The organism is Mycobacterium sp. E740 (assembly GCF_001672895.1).
Taxonomy (GTDB): domain Bacteria; phylum Actinomycetota; class Actinomycetes; order Mycobacteriales; family Mycobacteriaceae; genus Mycobacterium.
This window is the reverse complement of record NZ_LZKP01000065.1, coordinates 42,291-63,692: the sequence shown is the minus strand read 5'-3', so window position 1 is coordinate 63,692 and position 21,402 is coordinate 42,291. Positions and strand designations below refer to the sequence as shown.

Annotated in this window: 11 protein-coding genes; all 11 read right to left on the bottom strand. The window is 67.7% G+C overall.

The window, feature by feature from the left end:
• Positions 1-107: 107 nt before the first annotated feature.
• Entirely contained in the window at positions 108-4,052 is a 3,945-nt protein-coding gene (locus A5663_RS06100; protein ID WP_068145280.1) for a DNA-directed RNA polymerase subunit beta', read from the bottom strand.
• Positions 4,053-4,094: 42 nt separating this feature from the next.
• Positions 4,095-7,604 carry a DNA-directed RNA polymerase subunit beta gene (locus A5663_RS06095; protein WP_068145363.1) on the bottom strand — a complete coding sequence of 1,170 codons (3,510 nt, stop codon included), beginning with the start codon at positions 7,602-7,604 and terminating at the stop codon, positions 4,095-4,097.
• A gap of 434 nt (positions 7,605-8,038) precedes the next feature.
• Positions 8,039-9,961: a hypothetical protein gene (locus A5663_RS06090; RefSeq protein WP_068145275.1), complete on the bottom strand. Its 1,923-nt coding sequence runs from the start codon at positions 9,959-9,961 to the stop codon at positions 8,039-8,041.
• Positions 9,962-10,041: 80 nt separating this feature from the next.
• A complete protein-coding gene (locus A5663_RS06085) occupies positions 10,042-12,258 on the bottom strand; it encodes a molybdopterin-dependent oxidoreductase (protein ID WP_068145272.1) in 2,217 nt (738 codons plus the stop codon).
• A 54-nt stretch (positions 12,259-12,312) separates the two neighbouring features.
• Positions 12,313-13,392 carry an ABC transporter ATP-binding protein gene (locus A5663_RS06080; RefSeq protein WP_068145269.1) on the bottom strand — a complete coding sequence of 360 codons (1,080 nt, stop codon included), beginning with the start codon at positions 13,390-13,392 and terminating at the stop codon, positions 12,313-12,315.
• Between the two features lie 200 nt (positions 13,393-13,592).
• The gene (rplL, locus tag A5663_RS06075) at positions 13,593-13,985 is read right to left on the bottom strand and encodes a 50S ribosomal protein L7/L12 (RefSeq protein ID WP_068145266.1); all 393 of its coding nucleotides are present in this window, start codon (positions 13,983-13,985) and stop codon (positions 13,593-13,595) included.
• Between the two features lie 105 nt (positions 13,986-14,090).
• Positions 14,091-14,621, bottom strand: a complete 531-nt coding sequence (gene rplJ, locus A5663_RS06070) for a 50S ribosomal protein L10 (protein WP_068145361.1) — start codon at positions 14,619-14,621, stop codon at positions 14,091-14,093.
• A gap of 326 nt (positions 14,622-14,947) precedes the next feature.
• Positions 14,948-15,850, bottom strand: coding sequence for an ROK family protein (locus A5663_RS06065; protein ID WP_068145264.1), 903 nt, complete (start codon positions 15,848-15,850; stop codon positions 14,948-14,950).
• Positions 15,850-16,407 (bottom strand): malonyl CoA-ACP transacylase, encoded by a 558-nt coding sequence (locus A5663_RS06060; protein ID WP_068145261.1) that lies wholly within the window; start codon positions 16,405-16,407, stop codon positions 15,850-15,852. Before A5663_RS06060 ends, A5663_RS06065 begins: the two co-directional genes overlap by 1 nt.
• Positions 16,404-20,570, bottom strand: a complete 4,167-nt coding sequence (locus A5663_RS06055) for an NEW3 domain-containing protein (protein WP_068145258.1) — start codon at positions 20,568-20,570, stop codon at positions 16,404-16,406. Before A5663_RS06055 ends, A5663_RS06060 begins: the two co-directional genes overlap by 4 nt.
• A gap of 27 nt (positions 20,571-20,597) precedes the next feature.
• The gene (locus A5663_RS06050) at positions 20,598-21,365 is read right to left on the bottom strand and encodes an endonuclease/exonuclease/phosphatase family protein (protein WP_068145359.1); all 768 of its coding nucleotides are present in this window, start codon (positions 21,363-21,365) and stop codon (positions 20,598-20,600) included.
• Between the last annotated feature and the right edge of the window lie 37 nt (positions 21,366-21,402).

Sequence of the window (21,402 nt, the reverse complement as noted above, 5' to 3'; positions counted from 1 at the left end):
ACAGCGTTGCCACGCGTATATATCCGCGGCGGCGCTCTCAGGCCGACATTGCGTCGACGTACCAACGGAAAAGCCCCGGACGCGAGCGCCCGGGGCTTTTTCCGTGACTAGCGGTAGTCGCTGTAGCCGTAGTCGTCCAACGGCACCGCGGCACCCGTGGCCTGGCCGAAGTCCGGGCTGTAGTACTGATCCTCGTACGACGGGATCGTGTACGCGGCGGCCCGCGCCTCTTCGGTCGGCTGCACCTGGATGTTGCGATAGCGGTTGATACCGGTACCGGCCGGGATCAGCTTGCCGATGATCACGTTCTCCTTCAGACCCTGCAGCTTGTCGCTGCGGCAGTTGATCGCCGCATCGGTCAGCACGCGAGTGGTCTCCTGGAACGACGCCGCCGACAGCCACGAATCGGTGGCCAGCGACGCCTTCGTGATACCCATCAGCACCGGACGACCGGCCGCCGGCTCGCCGCCCTCGGCGACGACCCGACGGTTCTCGGTCTCGAACTCGCCACGCTCGGTCAGCGAACCGGGCAGGAACTCCGTCGAACCCGAGTCGATGATCGTCACGCGACGCAGCATCTGCCGGACGATGACCTCGATGTGCTTGTCGTGGATCGACACGCCCTGGGCCCGGTAGACCTCCTGGACCTCCTTGACGAGGTGGATCTGCACCTCGCGGGGGCCCTGGACACGCAACACCTCGTGCGGGTCGGCCGCACCTTCCATCAGCTGCTGGCCCACCTCGACGTGGTCACCGTCGGCGAGCAGGCGCTCGGTGCCGTCGTCGTGCTTGAAGACCTTCAGGCGCTGACGACGAGAGAGCTTGTCGTACACCACTTCTTCGCCACCGTCGTCGGGGATGATGGTGATCTTGTAGAAGCGCTCGCCCTCTTCGAGCTGCACCCGGCCGGTGACGTCGGCGATCGGCGCCTTGTTCCGCGGGATGCGGGCCTCGAACAGCTCCTGCACGCGCGGCAGACCACCGGTGATGTCCTCACCCACGCCGCCCTGGTGGAACGTGCGCATGGTCAGCTGCGTGCCGGGCTCCCCGATGGACTGCGCGGCCACGATGCCGACGGCCTCGCCGATGTCGACGAGCTTGCCCGTCGCCATCGAGCGGCCGTAACACATCGCACACACGCCGGTGCCTGTGGCGCAGGTCAGCACGGAGCGGACCTTCACCTCGGTGATGCCGGCGGCCAGCAGCGCCTCGATCGCCGGGTCGCCCAGGTCGTGGCCGCGTTCGACGATCACGTTGCCCTTGGCGTCGACGGCGTCGGTGGCCAGCGTGCGCGCGTAGGCCGACGTCTCGATGTGCTGATCGCGCACCAACGCGTCACCCTGCGGCTCGGCGAGCGTGACGGTGATGCCGCGCTCGGTCTCGCAGTCGGTCTCGCGGACGATCACGTCCTGCGACACGTCGACCAGACGACGGGTCAGGTAGCCCGAGTCGGCGGTACGAAGTGCGGTGTCCGCCAGACCCTTTCGCGCGCCGTGGGTGTTGATGAAGTACTCCAGCACCGTCAGGCCCTCGCGGAACGAGGACTTGATCGGACGCGGGATGAACTCACCCTTCGGGTTGGTCACCAGACCCTTCATGCCGGCCAGCGTTCTGGTCTGCGTGAAGTTACCGGTCGCACCCGAGTCGACGATCGTGATGATCGGGTTGTCCTTCGGGTAGTGCGCCCGCAGGGCCTCACCGACCTCTTCAGTGGCGTCCTGCCAGATCTTGACCAGGGCGTCATTGCGCTCGTCGTGGTTGAGCGCGCCGCGCTGGTACTTCTTCTCGATCTGGTCCGCTTCCTTTTCGTAGCGGTCCAGGATCTCCTGCTTCTGCGGTGGCACCAACACGTCGGCCATCGACACGGTGACACCCGAACGCGTAGCCCAGTAGAAGCCGGCGTCCTTGAGCTTGTCGACGGTCTGCGCGACCACGATCATCGGGAAGCGCTCGGCCAGGTCGTTGACGATCCGCGCCTGGACCTTCTTGTGCATCTGCTCGTTGACGAACGGATACCCGTGCGGCAGTAGCTCGTTGAAGAGCACCCGGCCCAGCGTGGTCTCCGCGGTCCAGGCGTCGCCCTGCTGCCAGCCGTGCGGGAACAGTTCGGCCTCGACGTCGGCCGGCGGACGCAGCTGCGTCAGCCGCACGCGGATCTTCGCCCGCACCGACAGCGCGCCACGGTCCAGCGCCATGATCGCCTCGGCAGGCGAGCTGTACACACCGGTCTCCGGCTGATCCTTTGCGGCAGGTGTGTATTCGCCGGTGTCGCCGTCGATCATCGTCGTCAGGTAGTACAGGCCGGTCACCATGTCCAGACGCGGCATGGCCAGCGGACGGCCCGACGCCGGCGACAGGATGTTGTTCGACGACAGCATCAGGATGCGGGCCTCGGCCTGCGCCTCCGCCGACAGCGGCAGGTGCACGGCCATCTGGTCACCGTCGAAGTCGGCGTTGAACGCCTCACAGACCAACGGGTGCAGCTGAATCGCCTTGCCCTCCACCAGCTGCGGCTCGAAGGCCTGAATACCCAGGCGGTGCAGCGTCGGTGCGCGGTTCAGCAGCACCGGGTGCTCGGCGATGACCTCTTCGAGGACATCCCACACCTGCGGACGCTGCCTCTCGACCATGCGCTTGGCGCTCTTGATGTTCTGCGCGTGGTTGAGATCCACCAGGCGCTTCATAACGAACGGCTTGAACAGCTCCAGCGCCATCAGCTTCGGCAGACCGCACTGGTGCAGCTTGAGCTGCGGGCCGACCACGATCACCGAACGGCCGGAGTAGTCGACACGCTTGCCGAGCAGGTTCTGCCGGAAGCGGCCCTGCTTGCCCTTCAGCAAGTCGCTCAACGACTTCAGCGGACGGTTGCCCGGCCCGGTGACCGGACGGCCACGGCGGCCGTTGTCGAACAGCGCGTCCACCGACTCCTGCAGCATCCGCTTCTCGTTGTTGACGATGATCTCGGGCGCGCCGAGATCGATCAGCCTCTTGAGCCGGTTGTTGCGGTTGATCACGCGGCGGTACAGGTCGTTGAGGTCCGACGTGGCGAATCGGCCACCGTCGAGCTGCACCATCGGGCGCAGCTCCGGCGGGATCACCGGGACAGCGTCGAGCACCATGCCCATCGGCGAGTTCGACGACTGCTGGAACGCCGCGACCACCTTGAGCCGCTTCAGGGCGCGAAGCTTCTTCTGCCCCTTGCCGTTCCGGATGACCTCACGCAGTTCTTCGGCCTCGGCCTCGATGTCGAAGTTCTCGATGAGCTTCTTGATCGCCTCGGCGCCCATGGCACCGGTGAAGTACTCGCCGTAGCGGTCCTGCAGTTCGCGGTAGAGCACCTCGTCGACGATGAGCTGCTTGGGCGCCAGCTTGGTGAACGTCGTCCAGATCTCCTCGAGCCGGTCCAGCTCGCGCTGGGCCCGGTCGCGGAGCTGGCGCATCTCGCGCTCGCCACCGTCACGCACCTTGCGGCGCACGTCGCTCTTGGCGCCTTCGGCCTCGAGCTCGGCCAGGTCGGCCTCGAGCTTCTGGCTGCGCTCGGCCAGATCGAGATCGCGCTGATCCTCGACGGCCTTGCGCTCGACGGCCATCTCGGCCTCCAGCGTCGAAAGCTCGTTGTGGCGCATCTCGTCGTCGACGGCGGTGATGACGTAGGCGGCGAAGTAGATGATCTTCTCGAGATCCTTCGGCGCCAGGTCGAGCAGATAGCCGAGCCGCGAAGGCACACCCTTGAAGTACCAGATGTGCGTGACGGGCGCGGCGAGCTCGATGTGGCCCATCCGCTCGCGACGCACCTTGGCGCGGGTCACCTCGACGCCGCAGCGCTCACAGATGATGCCCTTGAAGCGGACGCGCTTGTACTTGCCGCAGTAGCACTCCCAGTCGCGAGTCGGTCCGAAGATCTTCTCGCAGAACAGGCCGTCCTTCTCCGGCTTCAGCGTGCGGTAGTTGATGGTCTCCGGCTTCTTGACCTCGCCGTAGGACCACTGACGGATGTCGTCGGCGGTGGCGAGACCGATGCGGAGCTCATCGAAGAAGTTGACGTCTAACACGTAACTCCCTTTCCCCTTTCGGGATTAGAAATCAATAACTACTTAAGCCAGATCCTCGACAGAGGCGGATTCGTTGCGCGACAAGTTGATTCCCAGATTCGCCGCGGCGCGTTCCAGGTCCTCGTCGTCGCCGTCGCGCATCTCGATCGCAGCGCCGTCGCTGGACAGCACCTCGACGTTGAGGCACAGCGACTGCAGTTCCTTGAGCAACACCTTGAACGACTCGGGGATGCCCGGCTCGGGGATGTTCTCGCCCTTGACGATCGCCTCGTAGACCTTGACCCGGCCGACGGTGTCGTCGGACTTGATGGTCAGCAGCTCCTGCAGCGTGTATGCCGCGCCGTAGGCCTGCATGGCCCAACATTCCATCTCGCCGAACCGCTGGCCACCGAACTGCGCCTTACCGCCCAGCGGCTGCTGGGTGATCATCGAGTACGGGCCGGTGGAGCGCGCGTGGATCTTGTCGTCCACCAGGTGGTGCAGCTTGAGGATGTACATGTAGCCGACCGTCACCGGGTACGGGAACGGTTCGCCACTGCGACCGTCGAACAGCATCGCCTTGCCGTCCTCGTCGACGAGCGTCTCGCCGTCGCGGTTCGGCAACGTCGACCCGAGCAGACCCTGCAGCTCGGCCTCGCGCGCACCGTCGAACACCGGCGTGGAGACGATGCTGCCCGGCTCGGCCTCCAGCAGCTCCTGGGGCAACGCACCCGCCCAGTCCGGCGAGCCGTTGATCTTCCAGCCGCTCTTGGCCACCCACCCGAGGTGGGTCTCCAGGATCTGGCCGATGTTCATCCGTCGCGGCACACCGTGGGTGTTCAGGATGATGTCCACCGGGGTGCCGTCGGGCAGGAACGGCATGTCTTCGACGGGCAGGATCTTGCCGATGACGCCCTTGTTGCCGTGGCGTCCGGCCAGCTTGTCGCCGTCGGAGATCTTGCGCTTCTGCGCGACGTAGACGCGGACCAACTCGTTGACGCCGGCGGGCAACTCGTCGTCGTCCTCACGGGAGAACACGCGGATGCCGATCACCTTGCCGGACTCACCGTGCGGCACCTTCAGCGACGTGTCGCGGACCTCGCGCGCCTTCTCACCGAAGATCGCGCGGAGCAGCCGCTCCTCCGGGGTCAGCTCGGTCTCGCCCTTCGGGGTGACCTTGCCGACCAGGATGTCGCCGTCGCGGACCTCGGCGCCGATGCGGACGATGCCGCGCTCGTCGAGGTCGGCCAGCACCTCATCGGAGACGTTCGGGATGTCCCGGGTGATCTCCTCGGCGCCCAACTTGGTGTCGCGGGCGTCGATCTCGTGCTCCTCGATGTGGATCGAGGTGAGCACATCCTCTTCGACGAGGCGGTTGGACAGGATGATCGCGTCCTCGTAGTTGTGCCCCTCCCACGGCATGACCGCCACGAGCAGGTTCTTGCCCAGCGCCATCTCGCCGTTCTCGGTGCACGGGCCGTCGGCGATGACCTGGCCCGCCTCGACACGCTGGCCGGCGTCCACGATCGGACGCTGGTTGGCGCAGGTGCCGTGGTTGGAGCGGGCGAACTTGCGCATCCGGTAGGTCTGCCGGGTGCCGTCGTCGGCCATCACGGTGACGTAGTCGGCCGAGACCTCCTCGATCACGCCGGACTTGTCGGCGACGACGACGTCGCCGGCATCGATCGCGGCGCGCAGCTCCATGCCGGTGCCGACCAGCGGGGCCTCGCTGCGCACCAGCGGAACCGCCTGGCGCTGCATGTTGGCACCCATCAGGGCGCGGTTCGCGTCGTCGTGCTCGAGGAACGGGATCATGGCCGTCGCGACCGACACCATCTGGCGCGGTGAGACGTCCATGTAGTCGACCTCTTTGGACGACACGTACTCGACCTCGCCGCCCTTGCGGCGAACCAGCACGCGGTCCTCGGCGAAGTGACCCTCGGCGTCGAGCGGCGAGTTGGCCTGCGCCACGACGTGGCGGTCCTCCTCGTCGGCGGTCAGGTACTCGATGTCATCCGTGACGACACCGTCGACCACCTTCCGGTACGGCGTCTCGATGAAGCCGAACGGGTTCACCCGCGCGTACACCGACAGCGAGCCGATCAAACCGATGTTCGGGCCTTCTGGCGTCTCGATCGGGCACATGCGGCCGTAGTGGCTGGAGTGCACGTCGCGGACCTCGAGGCCGGCGCGTTCACGGGACAGACCGCCGGGGCCCAGAGCCGACAGGCGGCGCTTGTGCGTCAGGCCCGACAGCGGGTTGTTCTGGTCCATGAACTGCGACAGCTGGCTGGTGCCGAAGAACTCCTTGATCGCCGCCACGACGGGGCGGATGTTGATCAGGGTCTGCGGCGTGATCGCCTCGACGTCCTGGGTCGTCATGCGCTCGCGCACGACGCGCTCCATCCGCGAGAGGCCGACCCGGATCTGGTTCTGGATCAGCTCACCGACGGTGCGCAGACGACGGTTGCCGAAGTGGTCGATGTCGTCCACCTCGACCGGGACTTCCACTCCGCCAGGAACAGTCATGGTCTTCTGGCCGTCGTGCAGGCGCACCAGGTACTCGATGGTGGCGACGACATCCTCTTCGGTCAGCGTGGTCGTGGCAGACCCAGCGGACGGCTTCGCTCCGTCCTTGAGGTTGAGGCCGAGCTTCTTGTTGACCTTGTAGCGGCCGACGCGGGCCAGGTCGTAACGCTTCTCCTTGAAGAACAGGTTCTCCAGCAGGGTCTGCGCGGACTCCTTGGTCGGCGGCTCGCCCGGACGCAGCTTGCGGTAGATGTCGAGCAGCGCCTCGTCGGTGCCCGCGGTGTTGTCCTTCTCGAGCGTCGACATCATGATCTCGGAGAAGCCGAAGCGCTCGGTGATCTGCTCGTTGCTCCACCCCAGCGCCTTGAGCAGCACGGTGACCGGCTGACGGCGCTTGCGGTCGATGCGCACGCCGACGGTGTCGCGCTTGTCGACGTCGAACTCCAGCCACGCACCGCGGCCGGGGATCACCTTGACGCTGTGCAGCGTCTTCTCGGTGGATTTGTCGATGCTCTCGTCGAAGTAGACGCCCGGCGACCGGACCAGCTGGCTCACCACGACCCGCTCGGTGCCGTTGATGATGAACGTGCCCTTCTCGGTCATCATCGGGAAGTCGCCCATGAACACCGTCTGGCTCTTGATCTCGCCGGTGTTGTTGTTGATGAACTCGGCCGTGACGAACAGCGGGGCCGCGTACGTCATGTCCTTGTCTTTGCACTCGTCGACCGGGGCCTTGACCTCGTCGAAGCGCGGATCGGAGAAGGACAGCGACATCGAGCCCGAGAAGTCCTCGATCGGGCTCAGCTCGGCGAGCACCTCTTCGAGGCCGCCGACCGGCGTCTCCTCGCCGCGCTCACGGGCCTTCTCACGCCATCCCTCGGAGCCGATCAGCCATTCGAAGGACTCGGTTTGAACATCGAGAAGCCCGGGAACCTCGAGGGGCTCACGGAGCTTTGCAAAAGAGATTCGGTTTGGTGCTCCGGGGACGGAGTTCTGCTTCTCTGCTACTGCTTCTGCTGTCTTGCTTGGGCGGGACCCTGCCAAGATGCATCCTTCCAGCACCTCATGCGACCAGCCGGCCGGTGAACCACCGGTCCGTTCGCCGCGATATCTGCGTCGGTTCGGCTGGCCACTCAGGACCACAAACTTCCCGGACGCACGGCACGCGACTAGATCACTGAGCGGGGCTCAGGCTAGGACATCGGTGTCAGGTGCGGGTTTAGGTGGGCAGGATGCAGCCAGCGCAACGTCCAACAGTACCGCAGGACGGCGTATTCCTCAACATCCGCAAAACATCCACAACCCAGTCGCATGTATGGCACGCACCGGGGCGCTGGCTGGCGTCTCGATCCTTCTCATCCGTCCATACATTGCTGATCAACAGATTGGCCTCTTGGCGCCCTTCCGTCAAGAGATAACACGGTGTTGTTGTGGAGTTTTGCGGTCAATCCCAGCCGCGAGCCGGTCGGGCGGCTCGCTCAGGCGGCGATGCTGTCGCTACAGGCGCCGACGTGCGAGGTGCCGACGGATTCGGCGACACACACCGGGTCGAGCGTGAAGAAGCCGTCTGCCAGCGACATGAACGGGCGCAGGAAGTTCAGCCAGAACGGTTTGGTCAGCGTGTTCGGCAGCGCCACCACCGACGCCTCCCCGGCCGGGGTGCCGAAACTGAACTCCTCGCCGGGCTGCAGGTAGATTCCGGTTGCCCGGTCGCCGGCGAACATGTCGTTGACCCAGCCGACCATCAGCAGCTGCGCTGCAGCAGCGTTCTCCGGCCTCGAGAACCCCGCGACGAGCTCCTGCGCGAACTGGATGAGCGGATTGCCGCCCCGCATGGAGTCGACGTGCGAGCCGTTGACCAGCGTCACGCCGACGAACTGGTCCGGCCGCGCCGCGACCATCGCCTGCTGGCCGGCACCGAAGTTGTTCCACATGTAGACCGGCGCGGCGAGCTGGTAGATCGGGATGTCGAGGGGGACCTTCTTCAGCGACGCGGTCATTCGGGCCGGATCCCCCAGGGCGACGCCGTCGAGCAGCACGACCCCGGCGAGCCTGTCGATCCTCTCGTCGTCAGCCATGTAGCCCGCCATGCCCGAGACCGCGCCACCGCCGAGGGAATGGCCCATCAGCACGACGCGATACGGGATCGGACCGGCGTAGCCGGCTGCTCGCGCGCTGTCGGCCAACGCCGTGTTGTCATCGTCGAACAGCCCTGCCATCGCCTCGTGCATCGGCGCCCCGCCCAGCCAGCAGGCGTCGGCGGCCAGGAAGTTCGAGGTGATCGACGGCGCCACCACGATGCTGTTGGTGCGCTCGGCGAGCGCTGCCGCGGTATGGCTGTACCACGGGCCGCTGGCCAGAAAGCCGTGCTGCAGATAGATCAGCCGGTCCGGCGGAGGCTTGCCCTCCTCGGTCTTCGGGACGTACCAGTCCACGGGCACGTCGACCCCTTCCCCGTCGCCGCACGCGCAGTCGATTCGCAGGCTCGAGGAGCGCACGGTCACCGTGCTGTTCGCGGGAAGGATCGGCGGGCCGCCCAGCAGTCGGGTCGCGACGGCGTAGAGGTCGAAGATGATCGTGCCGATCACCCGGATGATGCCGGGGATCTGCGGCGCGGTCGCGGTGGCCGTCGCCGCCAGCGGTGTCGAGACGAAGGCCACCGCCTGGACTTCGGGTTCTTCGGTGTCGACGACTTTGTTCAGGGTGATCGTCGCGTGCTCTTGTGCGACGGGGTCGACGACGGCGGTCGGCGGATCGACCTCGAGAGAGGAACTCCTCTCGGACTCGGCCCGGGTTGCCGTGTCGACGTCCGCTGCGGTGGTGAGGTGCTGGGTTGCCACAGCGCTCGTCTGCCTGGCCGAGCGCTCGCGGTACGAGCGGGTGTGCTTGACGACGTCCTCGCCCGCGGAAGTGCCCTCGGTGACGTCACCCTTGGCGGCTTCCTCGTCGGCGGAGTCTACGATCTCGGTGACCTCCGGGTCGATCTCAGTCACCTCCGGGTCGGTCTCGGTGACGGCCGGGTCGATCTCGGTGAGCTCGTCCTTCGTCGTCCCGGTGGGCTCGTCCTTCGTTGCCCCGGTCCGCCTGCCGTCCCCGGCGCCTTCCTCGGCGTCTTTCTTCCCTCGTTTCTTGGCATCGGTGTCGTCGGGGTCGGACTTTTCGCGACTCGTGTCGGTGCGACCCGTTCCGGTCACACCGCTACCCGTCACGCCGCTCACGCGCGTGCCGGGCGAATCCTTCGTCGTGTCAGTGGAATTCGACGACTCGGACGTCTTTGAACCACCGGAGTCCGTCGACGCGCCGTCGTCGGCGATCGACACGCCCGCACCCGCCAGCAGTGCCGTGCACATACCGGCGGTGACCACGCCGGCGCTCAACCACACCAGAAACCGGTCGACCATCACCCCTCCGTTCGACGATCGCGTCAAAACGTAACGTGCGCGGTCGTCGGGAGAAGGTGTTTCGGTCCGCGAGACCGAAGTTATGCCCGGACTTCGCGCACGACTTCGGTTTCGGCGGCCGCAACGCGCTGCACGCGCACCGGTACGCCGGTCAACCGGGCCATCCCGGCCAGTGTCTCGATGTCGGACGGATCGCTGGACATCAGCCGGTTCACGTTGGCGCCCCCGGCCTCGTTGGCCACCCGCCAGCCGGCGGCCCCGCCGTGCCCCCAGCCGTGCGGCACCGCAACGACGCCGGCGACGATGTCTTTGGTGACGACCACCGGCAGCTCGATCTCGCCGGAAGGCGACGCGATCCGCACGGTGTCGCCGTCGACGATGTTCGCGGCCGCCGCATCGTCGACGTGCATCCGCGCCTTCTGGGTGCGCTCGCCACGCATCAGCAGCGGCGAGTTGTGCAGCCACGAGTTCTCCGACCTCGCCTCGCGCATGCCGATCAGCCGCATCGGATAACCGTCGGGAGCGCTGCGCCGCGACAGCTTGTCCACCTCGTCGGCTATCTCCGGGTGGCGCAACCGCACCCGGCCGCCGCGGTACACCACGACGTCGCGCAACACACCGCCCCGCAGATTGTCCGCCAGCACGGCGCCGTGCGGATGCCCCGCGGTCAGCTTGGCGAAGCTCAGGCCGCGGCGCAGGCCGAACCGGTCGCCACCATCCGCCAGCCGGATCACCACATCGGCCAGGTGTCGCGGACGCAGTCGAACACCGAACGCCGCCAACACTTTTCGCACCAGAGCCAATACGGTCAGTCCGGGCGTCGACCGCCACATCCGTGCGGTGAGGTCGTCGATGATCTCCCATTCCGCGCGAGCCTGGCCCACCGGCGCGATCACGGCCTCGGTCGCCTGCCGGAACGGCGTCGGCTGCAAGGTCTGGAACGGCAGCGGGAAGTCGTCGCGCTCGTACATCGACGTCGCGGGCAGCACGTAGTCGCAGTGCGCCAGCGTCTCGTTGACGTAGAGGTCGATGCCGACCATCAAGTCCAGCGACTCCAACGCTGCCTCGAGTTCATTGCCGTTGGGCACCGACAGCACCGGATTCCCCGCGCCGACGAACAGCGCCCTGACCTGACCGCGGCCCGGCGTGGTGATCTCCTTGGCCATCACGCCCGCGGGTTCGGAACCGAGCACGGAGGGGAACCCGCCGATGCGCGATCGCCTGCGGGAGTAGACGGTGCGCAGCAGTGCTCCGCCCGCCTTGTTCAGCCACCGCTCCCCGGGCACGCCGAGCCGGCCGAACATACTGCCGCCCGGCACGTCGAGGTTTCCGGCCGCCAGGTTGACCGCGTCGAGCAGATACGTTGTCAGCGTTCCGTTCTCGCCGATGCTGGTACCGACGCGGCCGTACACCGCGGCCCGTTCGGTGCGGACGAGATCGCGAGCCAGCGAGCGCACGGTTGCGGGGTCGATCCCGGTGCGCGACTCCGTCGCCTCCGGGCTGAACCGCTCGGCCAGCCGCTCGAGCCAGGCGCCGCCGGACGCCTGGGACGCGAGCCGGTCCTGATCGACGAGGTTCTCGCCGAACATCACGTGCAGCAGCGACAGCAGCAGGTAGGCGTCGCCGTCGGGAACGATGCCGAGCCACTCGAACTGCGCGGCCGTCTCGGTTCGACGGGGGTCGATCACCAGCACGCGACCGCCGCGCTTGACCACGTCGTGCATCCAGTCCCTGATCCGGGGCACCGTCAGCACGCTGCCGTGCGAGATCACCGGGTTGGCACCGATCACGACGAGCAGATCGGCGCGCGGCACGTCGGGTATCGGCAGCGCGAGCGGCGAACCGTAGAGCAACTGGCTCGCCACGAAGCGGTTGTTCACGTCCTGCGAGCCCGCGGTGAACACGTGCAGACCGAGCCCGAAGCCGGCCATCAGCGTCGTGAGGCTCAGCGTGTAGGAGTAGCTGAACGCGCCCGGATTGCCGAAGTACCAGCCGATCGCGCTCGACCCGTGTGCGCGGTGGACGGCGGTCAGGCGGGCGGCGATGTCTGCCATCGCCTCGTCCCAGCCGACGGGTTCGAACCCGCCGCCTTCGCTGCGCCGCAGCGGCGTGGTGACGCGGTCGGGGTCGTTGACCACCTCGCTGAACGCGACGCCCTTCTGGCATGCGAACCCGGCGGAGACCGGATGGTCCTTGTCAGGGCGCAGTGCGGTGAGGCGGCCGTCCTCCACGGTCGCGATCATGCCGCACAACGGCTCGCAGATCCGGCAGAAGGTCGGCTTGTGCTCGCGCGTCATCGTCCTCCTGCCCGTCAGGCGGGAGCGGACCCCACTTCGCGCGAGCGCAGCGGCTTACTGCTGGGCGCGCGGAATGGCGCCGGTCGGCGCCTCGTCGTCGGCCGAGCGGTGCCGCGAAGTCGGCTCGTCGGCGAACTCGTGCGGCTTGTACTGACCCGTGCCTTCGAGGTCGTCGCGGATGGCTTCCTGCGCCTTGGGCGGCAGGGTGTGCATGATCTCGCGCACCCGGGCCTGGCGACGGTGGACAGCCTGGCGCTCCGGCATGCCGGGGGTCGCCTGGATCTGGGGCGGCACACCTTCGATCTCCTCGACACCACCGTCGTGGTGGCCGGCGTCGATCATGGCCTGCTCTTCGGCCATCGTCGACTCGTCCTTCTCCTCGGACATGCCGATCGGGCCGATACGCCGGCCGTTGAGGAACTGACGCACGACGGGCTCGTCGCTGGTCAGCAGCACCTCACGCGGACCGAACATCACCAGGTGCTTGCGGAACAGCATGCCCATGTTGTCGGGCACCGTGCGGGCGATGTTGATGTTGTGGGTCACGATCAGGATCGTGCAGTCGATCTGCGCGTTGATGTCGATCAGCAGCTGGCTCAGGTACGCGGTACGAACCGGGTCCAGACCCGAGTCGGGCTCGTCGCAGAGGATGATCTGCGGGTCGAGCACCAGCGAACGGGCCAGGCCGGCGCGCTTGCGCATACCGCCGGAGATCTCGCCGGGGAACTTGTTCTCGTCGCCGGCCAGACCGACCAGCTCGAGCTTCTCCATGACGATCTGGCGGATCTCGCTTTCCTTCTTCTTGGTGTGCTCGCGCAACGGGAAAGCGGTGTTGTCGTACAGGCTCATCGAGCCGAACAGTGCGCCGTCCTGGAACATGACGCCGAACAGCGTGCGGATCTCGTAGAGCTCCTTGGCGGTGCACTGAATGACGTCGGTGCCGTCGACGATGATCTTGCCGCGCTCCGGGCGCAGCAGCCCGATCAACGACTTCAAGAACACGGACTTACCCGTACCGGACGGTCCGAGCAGCACGCTCACCTCACCCGGCGGCAGGTCGAACGTGACGTCCTCCCAGATTCGCTGGGATCCGAAGGACTTGGTCAGTCCCTCAACTTGGATTCCAATGCCCACGCGAGATCCTTCCGCCCAATCATCGTCACGCCACACGCTGCGCGCTTGTGGCTTGAGTCACTGTAGCCTACGCACGCTGGCCACGGGACTCGTCTGCGGTCAGATTGTGACCCATCGGCGAAACGACTGTGGGGCCGACCCATTTGCTGGATCGACCCCACAGTTGTGGTACGTGCCGGCGCCGCCGGCGTACGCCGGTGCTACTTGACGGTGACCGACGCGCCCGCGGCCTCGAGCTTGGCCTTGGCGTCGTCGGCGGCCGCCTTGTCGACCTTCTCGAGCAGCGGCTTGGGAGCGCTGTCGACCAGGTCCTTGGCCTCCTTGAGGCCCAGCCCGGAGACGATCTCGCGGACGACCTTGATGACGCCGATCTTCTTGTCGCCGGCACCCTCGAGGATGACGTCGAACTCCGACTGCTCCTCGGCGGCCTCGGCGGGGGCGCCACCGGCGGCGGGGCCGGCAGCCGCGACGGCGACCGGAGCGGCGGCGGTGACCTCGAAGGTCTCCTCGAACTTCTTGACGAACTCGGAGAGCTCCAGCAGCGTCAGTTCCTTGAACGCGTCGAGCAGCTCTTCGGTGGACAGCTTGGCCATGGTTGGTCCTTTCTGGTTCTTACTTCTGCTTTGCTTTGCGATTTGTGGAGTCTTGGCGGCGGTCAGCGCCGGTGCGGCTCCACAAATCGCTGGGGTGGTGGGTGGTTACGCAGCCTCTTCCTCAGCGGCCTTCTTCTCTTGTAGCGCGGCGGCCAGCCGGGCGACCTGCGACGCCGGAGCGTTGAACAAGCCGGCAGCCTTGGACAGGTTCGCCTTCATCGCGCCGGCCATCTTGGCCAGCAGCACCTCGCGCGACTCCAGGTCGGCGATGCGCTCGACCTCGGACACGCTCAGCGGGCGGCCGTCCATGTAGCCGCCCTTGATGACGAGGGCCTTGTTGTCCTTGGCGAACTTCTTGATCGCCTTGGCGGCGTCGACGGCCTCGCCCTTGACGAACGCGATCGCGGTGGGACCGACGAACAACTCGTCGAGCCCCTCGATGCCCGCCTCGGCCGCGGCACGCTTGACCAGCGTGTTCTTGGCGACCGTGTAGGTGGCGGAGTCACCGAGCGAGCGGCGCAGGTCTTTGAGGTTGGCCACCGTCAGCCCGCGGTACTCGGTGACGAGCGTCGCCGAAGCCTCCTTGAACTGCTCGGCGATGTCGGCGACCGCGGTGGCCTTGTCAGCCTTGGCCATGCATGCCTCCTCGTGGATGGGGACCATCGGTCGGGTGCAGGCGGAAGGCCGGAAAACGACGAACGCCCCGACGCAGACAGGTCGGGGCGCAGACAGCTGTAGAAAGCTCTAGCCTCGTCCTCCTGCGTGGGCCGCCGGGGTTATCCCGGACCTTCAACCGATTGCTCGGTGACCGACGGTCTTCGGTGGAACGCCGTCAAGAGTAGCCTGCCGCCCACTCATCAGCCAAAACGCCGCGTTTTACTGCCGCGAGCGACCGTGTTTGTGCGCCGACACGCCGTCAACGGCGTGCATTTTGCGGTCACTCGCAGCTTGCGAGTGCCCACTCACTGCATCAGTGCCGCGGCGCCGACGAGGCCGGCTTCCCCGCCCAACTGCGCGGGCGTCACCTGCAGGTCGTGCAGAAAACTGAGCCCGGCGAAGGAGGCGAGCGCCTCGCGGAGGGGGTCGAACAGCAACGCCCCCGACTTGGCGACGCCGCCGCCGATGACGACGCGGTCCAGATCGCAGACCGCTCCGACGGACGCGATCATCGCGGCCACGGCCGCCGCACCCCGGCGGAAGGCCTGCAGCGCGATCGCGTCACCGGCGACCGCGGCGTCAGCCAGCTCCTTGGCGTCGGCGTCCGCGGGAGCGTCCCAGCCGTGCTCGCGCGCCCATCGCGCCATATGCGGGCCTGCGGCGACGGTCTCGACGCAACCACGGCCGCCGCAGCTGCACGGTTCGCCGGCCGGGTCGACGACGACGTGGCCGACGTGCCCGGCGTTGCCGGTCCGACCGTCGTAGGGCGCTCCGTCGAGCACCAGACCACCGCCGATACCTGTCGACACCACCATGCCGAGCAGGAACTCGGCACCCTGGCCCGCACCGCGCCACCGCTCACCCAGCGCCATGCACAATCCGTCGCCCGCCAACCTGACGGGGACACCGACGGCCTCGGCCACCCGCTCGACGATCGGAAAGCGTTGCCAGGCTTCGATGTTGATCGGGCTGACGGTTCCCGCCGCCAGATCGATCGGTCCAGCCGAGGAGATTCCGCCACCCCGAACGCGGCCGCCCGCAGCGGCCACCGCCTCGGTGATCAGCGAATCCGTCACTGCCCAAATCGATTCGGCGTCACGATGCGGCGTCGGCAGCTTGGCGTGGTACAGGAGCGTCCCGGCTTCGTCGACGAGTCCTGCCGCGATCTTCGTTCCGCCGATGTCGAGCGCGAGCGTGGGATCGGACATCAGTGCCGGTGGGTGTTGTCGGGCTGACGGGGATCGCCGGGATGCTCGTATCCCGGGGCGAGGTGAACGGCTGTCGCACACTCGGCGTCGAGCCAGAGACGGAACCCGCGACGGCGGGCCGCGGCGACGAGATGCACCCGTACATCCGCTGTGTCCCTGAACCGCAACGGGTTTCGTGACTGGTACGACGCAACGTCCTGCTCTGTCACGCCGATCCCCGCGGTGACGGCCGCGAACACCGCACGGGCCAACGGGTCGGCCAGCACCGATGCCGCCACGCTGCCGAGCTCCGTCCGCACGGTCGTGTCGGGCAGCAGATCGGCCTCGGTCGGTGCACCGTCGGCGGTCAATCCGCGCTCGGCAGCCTCGCCCGTTACGACCCGCTCGGCCACCAGAAGTTGTGTGAGCCAACGCCGCAGCTGTCGCCCCTCGCTGGTGCCCGGCCGCGGAAGTGCGGCGGCAATCCGGGACCCGCGCAGCGACGCCTCCCGCGCGTCGACCTCGTCGACGGTCACCGCCACTCCATTCACCTTCGCTGCGACACCGGCGTCGCTCATCGCACCGTCACCTTCACCGCGGGCGAATACACGAGATGACCGGCCGCGGCCAGTCGTACCAACGCCCAAAACTCCCCGGGCCGTGCCCATTCCGGCGGCGTGACGTCGAAAACGAGCTCTGCTGTGGTACGCGCGGGCAGCTCGACACCGGATGCCGCCGGCCCCATCCACTCCCATGTCCCCCAGGGGCTGATCAGGTGGGCCTCGACGGCGATATCGGCGTACGCGTCGGTCCCGACGGTGACGGCGAGCCGTGCCGATTCGCCGGCGACGACCTCCACCGGCTCCGGACCCGCGACCAGTCGCAGCAAGGTGTCGTCGGGTGAGGCGTCGACCGCGATGACGCACACGTCCTCGACCACCTGGCGCCACGACGGCGGGATTGCGATGTGAGCGCCTGTCAAGGCGAGTTCCGCACGCACCGGGTACAAGCCGGGCGACACGCCGCCCGGCGCGGTCACGGTGACGTTGGTGTCCAGGTACTCACCCGGGGGAAGCATGAAGGGCAGCACCGCCGGTTCGGCCGTCCAGCCGTCGGGACACAGCATCCGCACGCGCCCGTGCAGCACCTCGTCGCTGCAGTCGCTGGCGGCGGTGAGGCGAAGCTGCACCGACGATTCCGTGGCGACGACATGCGCAGGATGCAGATGGGCGACCGCGGGCAGACCTCCGAGCGCTGCCGGGCCTCGGTTGTGCAGCCAGTACCGCGCGTAGAGCGGCTGCGCCTCCTCCGCGTCGGGTGCCAGCAGCGCGTGGTCGGCGTGCAGCACCTGCGGCATGTCGAATCGTGCCAGCACCGTGGCGATCTCGAACCCGTGCAGAGACAGGCCGTCCGGCGTCACCTCCTGGACGCGCGGGCGCTCGAGGAGGTCTACCCGAACCGGCGCCGTCACTCGATGCAGCCCGGAGGTGATCGTGACATCGGCTCCGGCGCCGGTGGTTTCGACCAGGCGCATCGCGACGCCGTCGGACGGCTGGACCGGCCGCGCACTGCCGCCGGCCAACGGGTTGCCCGCGGCCTTCAAGGCGGCGAGTTGCACCGAACCGGCCGGCTCGATCTCCAGCAGCGAGCCCATCGACGGCAAGCCGCCTGCGGCTCCGGACTTCTCCGTCACCGCGAGAAGCGGATGCGAGAACTCTGCGCTGCGAACGGGAACGCCTGCCTGCCGCCAGTCGCCCGCACCGGAGACCACCGCGTAGTCGAACGTGTGCGTCCAGTGCTGCAACTGGAAGTTCGACCCGTCCGGCGCGGTTCGTCGCGGCGGGTCGATCCAGGTGCCCGACGGCCATCCTGTACATGCCCGGAGCAACGAAAGATGAAGTGTCCCATCGGAGTCCACCGCAAATCCCGGCAGCCCGCGGTTGAGCACCGCCACCGTGCGGTCCTCGAAGCTCGCCAAGCCCGCGGGCGGATCCTGCTCGACGACGATCTCCCAGTCGGCCAGCCCGTCGACCACGCCCGTCACCGCGTCCGGCAGCGCCGAGCCGGCCACGATGAGCACCGGCAGCGCCCGCACGTCACGTAGATCCGCGCTCGGCACCCAGGCCTCGGCCAGTGGCACGGTCGCCGGCACCCACACTCGGGCCACCCCGTTCGTGCGCAGCTGCCGGTTCAGCTCGTCACTGTACGACGCTTCCGCCGAGGCCAAAACCGCTGCGGTGAAGCTGTTCTCGTCGGGGCCGCCGAGCGCGATCCGGGTGTCCGGCAGGTTCGAGTCCACTGCGAGGTCGCCATAGCGCGGCTTGCCGGCACTGGTGCACGTCGCGGTCACCCCCGCGCGCACAAGCGCCACCATCAAGGGCCGCGCCACCGCCGTCGCGGCCTCGTCAGGCGTCACCACCTCGGCGACGGAAACCGCTCGCACACCGTCGCCGATGCGCACCCGCGCCGCCGACGACAGCCCGAACCATCCGTATGCCGGGTTGTCCAGCGTCCAGGGATGTTTCGCGGCGTCCACCGCCGCGTCTTGTCCGCGTTGGTGCAGCAGCCCGAACCCCCGACCGACGACCGCGTCGCCGACCTCGCTGACCGGCATGGCGCCTGGGACCGGACAGGCCCAGCGCAGCCGCAGTAACCGGTCGGCGCCGGTGAACCCGTCGATCACGGTCTGGCAGTCGACGCGCGCGACCCCGCGCCACAGCGTGATGATCTGCTCGTAACGAAACAGATCGCCGATGCGGCCGTGAATTTCCAGCCGCTCGCCCAGCGGTCCGCGACAGGCCCGCACCGTCGCCGCGGATGCCGACGAACAGACGACCGGCCCCTTGGGCAGCAGGTGCCAGGGTCCCTCCCCCGCCTCCGGGTGAGCCGGATACTCCTCGTACAGGGCCAACTCGTTGCCGAGCTTGCCCTCGGCGATCAGCGATCGGCCCGAACCGGTCTCGATCAACGACTCGACCGCCCCGCCGCGTGCAGGGTCGACCCGAAGCCGGTAATGTTCGTTACCGATCTCGTTGCCGCTCAGCGCTTCCCAGGCCGGTATCGCATCGTGGTCCTCGAACCGGTAGGACCGCCAGCCCAGCGAGGGCACGTCACGCGCCAGCCAGCTGACCGACCGCCCGTCCTGCACAGCGGGCACCTCCTCGCCGGAGCAGTCGAGCACCCGCACCGGCGACGTGCCCTCCGGCAACCGCGCGGTCACGACATCGGTTCGCTTGTGCGTCAACGTATTCCACACCACAACCGACCCATCGACCGCGCCCGACAGCAGGGTCAGCGCGTTGTCGCGCGCTGTCCTTCCCAGTTCCCAGGCGTCGCGCCAGCCGGTCAGCAGATCGAGGTACACCTGATCGGATTCCGAGCCGGTGATCGCGTCGTGGTGCGCGCCGTAGGCCAGCTGGACCCACGCCTTGGCCAGCGCCGCCTGAGGATACGTCGCGCCGCCGAGAAGCCCGGCGAACACCGCGAACTTCTCACCGTCGAGCACCGCATCCTCGGCTGCCCGGTTGGCCTGCTTGGTGTCGATGTAGGAGACGTCCTTACCGGTGTAGATCGGGTTCATGTCGCGCGTCTGCGGCGACGCCTCGACACCACGCTCGGCCAGCTCGGCACGCACCGCGGCGAAGAACTCCTTGGGCAGCGCGCACACGAACCGCGGCCACGTGTAGCGCGAGTTCCACGACCGGTGGATCGCGGTGACCCACTTGTTCGGTGGCGTGTAGTCGGTGCCGACCGGCAACAGCACGTTGCGGGTCAGCGCCACCTTCTTCAGCGCGCTGAACTGTTGGTACGTCTCGGCTTCGGCCTGCTCGAGCGTCGGGGCGGAATCCATCCACCAGCCCGCCGAGTAGTGCGCGGGCATGTAGTGCGTCAACAGGCCCCGGCCGGACGGGGAGATCCAGTCGAACTCGCTGCGGAACTGCATCCGCTCCGGATCGCCGCCGCCGGCCATCGGCCCCCACTGATGGTGCGGCCCGCGCGCCCAGGAGGTCGACGTCAGTCCCGCGTCGGCGGCCATGCCGGGAAACTGGGGATCGTGCCCGAACGCGTCGAGCTGCCAGGCCGTCGCCGGGTCGGCGCCGAGCACAGAGCGTTGAAAACCGATGCCGTGCACGAAGTTCCGGATCGTCGTCTCAGTACTGGTCAGGTTGGTGTTCGGCTCGTTGTAGGTGCCGCCCATGATCTCGATACGACCGTCGGCGATGAAGCGGCGCAGGTCGTCACGCTCTTCGGGGTGGGTGTCCCAGAACGGCTTGAGGTAGTCGACCTCGGCCAGCACGAACTTGTATTCGGGCTCGCGACGGGCCATTTCGAGGTGCGCGCTCACCAGGTCGAAGCCGTTGGTCTGCCTGCATCGTCCCGGCGGATCCTCACTCCACACGCTGGTGTAGGCGGCCTGCGTGTTCCACCACACCGGGTCGTAGTGGAAGTGGCTGATCATGTACATGGTCCAGCCCGGTTCCGCGACGGTGAAGACGAACGGCCTGATGCCGTCACCGGTGACGACGCGGGCCGGACGCTGCTGCCCGACCACGGCATCGCTCACCGTGACCGCCACCTCGACGCTGCCATCCCCGGCGGCTGCCCGCGCGTGACCGGTCAGGCCGTCACCGTCGACGCGCACCTCGCCGGCACCGTCGGCGTAGCCGACGCGGACGATCTGCAGCGGCGCATTCGCCGGCCCGACGAACAGATCCGTCGACTCCGCCGAAATGACCCGCACACCCAAACCCTACGAGGGGGCCACGCCTCAGTCCCGCGAAACGTCCACGACCAGGGCTCGGTGGTCGGAGATCGGTAGCTTCGGCGCACAGCATCGCCGCACTCTCAGCCCGGGGTCGTCGGTGACGATGTGGTCGAGCTGACGGTCGGGCTCCTCGGCGGGGAAGGTGAGCGCCGAGGCCAGCGGCCGCAGCCGGGTCCACCGCCGGACCGTGGCCGGCGCCGTGTTGAGGTCGCCCATCAGCACCCGCGGCGAGGGAAAGCCACTCATGTCGCGCAGGACCCGTCGCAGTTGCGCGCGATTCCACCCGGGCACGAACGACAGATGCGTGTTTGCGACGGTCAACGAACCCAGCGGGGTGTCGAACTGCCCGACCATCGCCGCGCGCGGCTCCTCGTTGACGATCTGGATGCGGCGGGCGCCGGGCAGGTACATCGGGAACGGCATCGGAATTCGCGGCAGCCGCAACACCTGCCATGACTCCGCCGGAAACCGGGACAGCAGCGCGATGCCGTAGGCGGCGGTGCCGGGTTGCTCGTCTCCGGTGGCGGCCATCCACGTCGCACCGGGCGTACCGGAGATCGCGGCGACGAACCGGTGGCTCACCGCGCCCATCGCTTCGGCAGCGACCGCGGTCAGGTCGGCCATGCCCGAACGCGGCTGGTCCAGGTCGACTTCTTGCAGCGCGAGGATGTCGGCGTCGAGTTCGCGAACGGATTGCACCAGTCCGTCGCGGTGGACCAGGCCGTCGTGCACGCTGCGTCCGTGCAAGATGTTGAAGGTGGCCATCCGCATCCGCATGGGTACTAGCTACCCACAATGGCTGCCAGCC

Coding starts and splice junctions, on each gene's coding strand:
- A5663_RS06090 (WP_068145275.1), bottom strand. CDS start 9,961: ATGGTCGACCGGTTTCTGGTGTGGTTGAGCGCCGGCGTGGTCACCGCC.
- A5663_RS06085 (WP_068145272.1), bottom strand. CDS start 12,258: ATGACGCGCGAGCACAAGCCGACCTTCTGCCGGATCTGCGAGCCGTTG.
- rplL (WP_068145266.1), bottom strand. CDS start 13,985: ATGGCCAAGCTGTCCACCGAAGAGCTGCTCGACGCGTTCAAGGAACTG.
- rplJ (WP_068145361.1), bottom strand. CDS start 14,621: ATGGCCAAGGCTGACAAGGCCACCGCGGTCGCCGACATCGCCGAGCAG.
- A5663_RS06065 (WP_068145264.1), bottom strand. CDS start 15,850: ATGTCCGATCCCACGCTCGCGCTCGACATCGGCGGAACGAAGATCGCG.
- A5663_RS06060 (WP_068145261.1), bottom strand. CDS start 16,407: ATGAGCGACGCCGGTGTCGCAGCGAAGGTGAATGGAGTGGCGGTGACC.
- A5663_RS06050 (WP_068145359.1), bottom strand. CDS start 21,365: ATGCGGATGGCCACCTTCAACATCTTGCACGGACGCAGCGTGCACGAC.